This window comes from Collinsella aerofaciens (genome assembly GCF_040915425.1).
GTDB classification, from domain to species: Bacteria; Actinomycetota; Coriobacteriia; order Coriobacteriales; family Coriobacteriaceae; genus Collinsella; species Collinsella aerofaciens_BW.
In genome coordinates this window covers 1-3,008 of record NZ_JBCPDN010000004.1, presented here as the reverse complement: position 1 = coordinate 3,008, position 3,008 = coordinate 1, and the positions used below count along the sequence as shown (strand labels likewise).

Sequence of the window (3,008 nt, the reverse complement as noted above, 5' to 3'; positions counted from 1 at the left end):
CCTTTGTCGATGCCCATAACCTGGAAGAGGTCGAGGGTGCCATCAAGGACAACACCACGGTCATCTATCTCGAGACGCTCGGCAACCCCAACTCCGACATCCCCAACATCGACGCCATCTCCGAGATCGCCAAGAAGCACGGTTTACCGGTTGTCGTCGACAACACCTTCGGCACCCCGTATCTGTTCCGTCCGCTGGAGCATGGTGCCAACATCGTCGTCCACTCCGCAACCAAGTTTATCGGCGGCCACGGCACCTCGCTGGGCGGCGTGATCGTCGACGGCGGTAACTTCGATTGGAAGGCGAGCGGCAAGTATGCGCAGATCGCCGAGCCCAACCCCTCCTACCATGGCGTCTCGTTTGCCGAGGCTGCCGGTCCCGCCGCCTTCGCAACCTATGTCCGCGCCATCCTGCTGCGTGACGAGGGCGCCTGCATCAGCCCGTTCAACGCTTGGATCCTGCTCCAGGGCACCGAGACTCTGTCGCTGCGCGTTGACCGTCATGTCGAGAACACCAAGAAGGTCGTTGAGTTCCTGGCTGGTGACAGCCATGTCGCCAAGGTGAACCACCCGAGCCTGTCTGAGCACCCCGATCACGAGCTCTATCAGAAGTACTTCCCCCGTGGCGGCGCCTCGATCTTTACCTTTGAGATCAAGGGTGGCCAGGAGGCCGCCTGGAAGTTCATCGATCATCTGCAGGTGTTCTCGCTGCTCGCCAACGTGGCCGACGTCAAGTCGCTCGTCGTGCACCCGGCTACCACCACGCACTCCCAGCTCTCTGCCGAGGAGCTCGCCGAGCAGAACATCACGCCCTCCACGATCCGTCTTTCCATCGGTACCGAGAACGCCGAGGATATCATTTGGGATCTGAAGCAGGCCTTCGCCGCGCTGGACGAGTAAGGCGACTTGTGCAAGGACCCCTTGCGACTCGATAGGTATAACTGCATAAAATGCCTGCTCAAGGCGCCTGTGCGAACAATGGTTGCACAGGCGTCTTTTTTGCATAGAGAGGGCGCAAAAACAGGGTTTTTGACACGCTTTATGCATTCGAGTTGTGGAAAACTCCTGTTGAGAGGATGTGAGTTTTACGCAATTGACGTGCGCCTTTTGAGTAAAACCGCAGGTCGCGATTTGCTCGGGGTACTATGCAGCGCGATCGAATCACACGCAGCTCAAACGCAGCAAAAACGCACTACGGAGGTTTCCAGCTACATGAGGATCGATTCACGAAAACCGAAAGCCGCCGCCCTTTCCGCCGCTCTGATCGTGGCACTTTTGGCGGGCGCCGGTGCAACTGATGCCCACGCGGCAACACTATCCGACACGGTCGGATCCACGCCGTCCGAGGCGACGCTGGTGCAGCCCGTCGACTATCGCAGCGACGGCTTTGGCTCCATGCAGGAGTGGAACGCCTCGATGGAGGCCAAGCGCGATTCCCTTGAGATGCGTGCTCAGATCATCATGAACATGTACGGTGACTATGCCACCGATGACGAGCGCGCTGTACTGCAGGGTTGTATCGACGGTGCGGGCAGTCTTTTGACGATGGAGGAGGTCGACGCGAAGTCGACCGAGCTCGATGAGCTGCGCACTGCACTTGAGGATGCCAAGCGCGAAGCGCTCGAGGTTGCTGCCGCCGAGGCGGAGGCTGCCGAGGCCGCCCAGGCTTCGTACTACAACGCCGGTTACACTCCGTCCTACGCGTCTGCCGCGTCCTACGCGAACGGATCGGGCCTGACGCGCTCTGCGGGTGTCAATAACTACAACGGTCGCCGCGAGACCTATTACAGCAGCAATGTGCTTTATCACTATCGCACGGGCGAATGGACTCAGGATTCTGAGGGCTTCTGGCGCGATTCCGACGGCTATTACGTTGTTGCCGCGGGCGATATGGCCCAGGGCTCGACCTTTACGGGCTCCAAGGGTGATTGCAAGGTCTATGACTCCGGCTGCGCTGCCGGAACCACCGATTACTACACCGGTTGGTAATTTTTCTGCATCACGGATATTTGGCGGACGGGCGTCTTTACCGAGCTTTAGGGCAACGTAAGGACGTCCGTTCTATGTATGCGTTTGAGTTAACAGAGCCCTTACCGTGGCGGTACGCTGGGCGTAGGCTTATAGGACAAAATGTGTGTCCACGTTGGGGGCATCGGCGCAGGTCGATGCCCCTTTTTCAGCCGTTTAAATTCCGTGGCCGCTTTTAACCGCTCGGACAGAATGTGTGTCCGGTTGCCCATCGTTCCCGCAGGTAGATAACCTTTTCCGGAACCGTTAAATACCATTTCGGAAGAGGTGCCCATGAAGGCCGTTTATTGCCCCTACTGCGGCGGTCGGACCAAGCGCAACGGCAGGACCTCGTCGGGGTCCCAGCGGTGGAGGTGCACGGCCTGCGGCGCGTCGACGACGGTGAGGTACGACGACACGGCGACGAGGCTCGAGGAGTTCCTCGGGTGGCTCCTCTCGAAGGACTCGCAGGCCACGATGCCGGGCGGCGGGCGGTCCTTCAGGCGCAGGACGGCCGAGTTCTGGGAGGTCTGGCCCATGCCCGTCCCCGACGGCGAGCTGCACCGCGTGCTCTACGTCGACGGGATCTGGGTCGCGCGCGACCTCGTCGTGCTCATATGCTGCAGCGGCGAGAGGGTGGTCTCCTGGTACATGGCCAGGTCGGAGAACTCGAGGGCGTGGTCGGCCCTCATGGCGCCGATCCCGGCGCCCGACGTGGTCGTCACCGACGGCGGGAGCGGGTTCGCCAAGGCCGTGCGCGAGACCTGGCCGCGCACCAGGGTCCAGAGGTGCACCTTCCACGCCTTCTCGCAGGTCAAGCGCTACACGACGACGCGGCCGAAGCTCCAGGCGGGGCGCGAGCTCTACCTCATCGCGCGCGACCTCATGGGCATCGAGGCGCTGCACCAGGCCGAGATCTGGGTCGAGCGCTACCTCGACTGGTGCGGGTTCTGGGCCGACTTCCTGGAGGACAGGACCGTGGTGGACGGCAGGAGGGTCTAC

General features: G+C 61.2%; 3 protein-coding genes. All 3 read left to right on the top strand.

The window, feature by feature from the left end:
- A partial coding sequence (locus tag AB5164_RS01020; protein ID WP_368147731.1) for an O-acetylhomoserine aminocarboxypropyltransferase/cysteine synthase family protein occupies positions 1–899 on the top strand: 899 nt, incomplete at its 5' end.
- 312 nt (positions 900–1,211) lie between these two features.
- Positions 1,212–1,988 carry a hypothetical protein gene (locus AB5164_RS01015; RefSeq protein ID WP_368142241.1) on the top strand — a complete coding sequence of 259 codons (777 nt, stop codon included), beginning with the start codon at positions 1,212–1,214 and terminating at the stop codon, positions 1,986–1,988.
- A 312-nt stretch (positions 1,989–2,300) separates the two neighbouring features.
- A partial coding sequence (locus tag AB5164_RS01010) for an IS1249 family transposase (protein ID WP_368142240.1) occupies positions 2,301–3,008 on the top strand: 708 nt, incomplete at its 3' end.

Excerpts from the sequence above, each read along its gene's own strand:
- AB5164_RS01015 (WP_368142241.1), top strand. The coding sequence starts at position 1,212 with ATGAGGATCGATTCACGAAAACCGAAAGCCGCCGCCCTTTCCGCCGCT.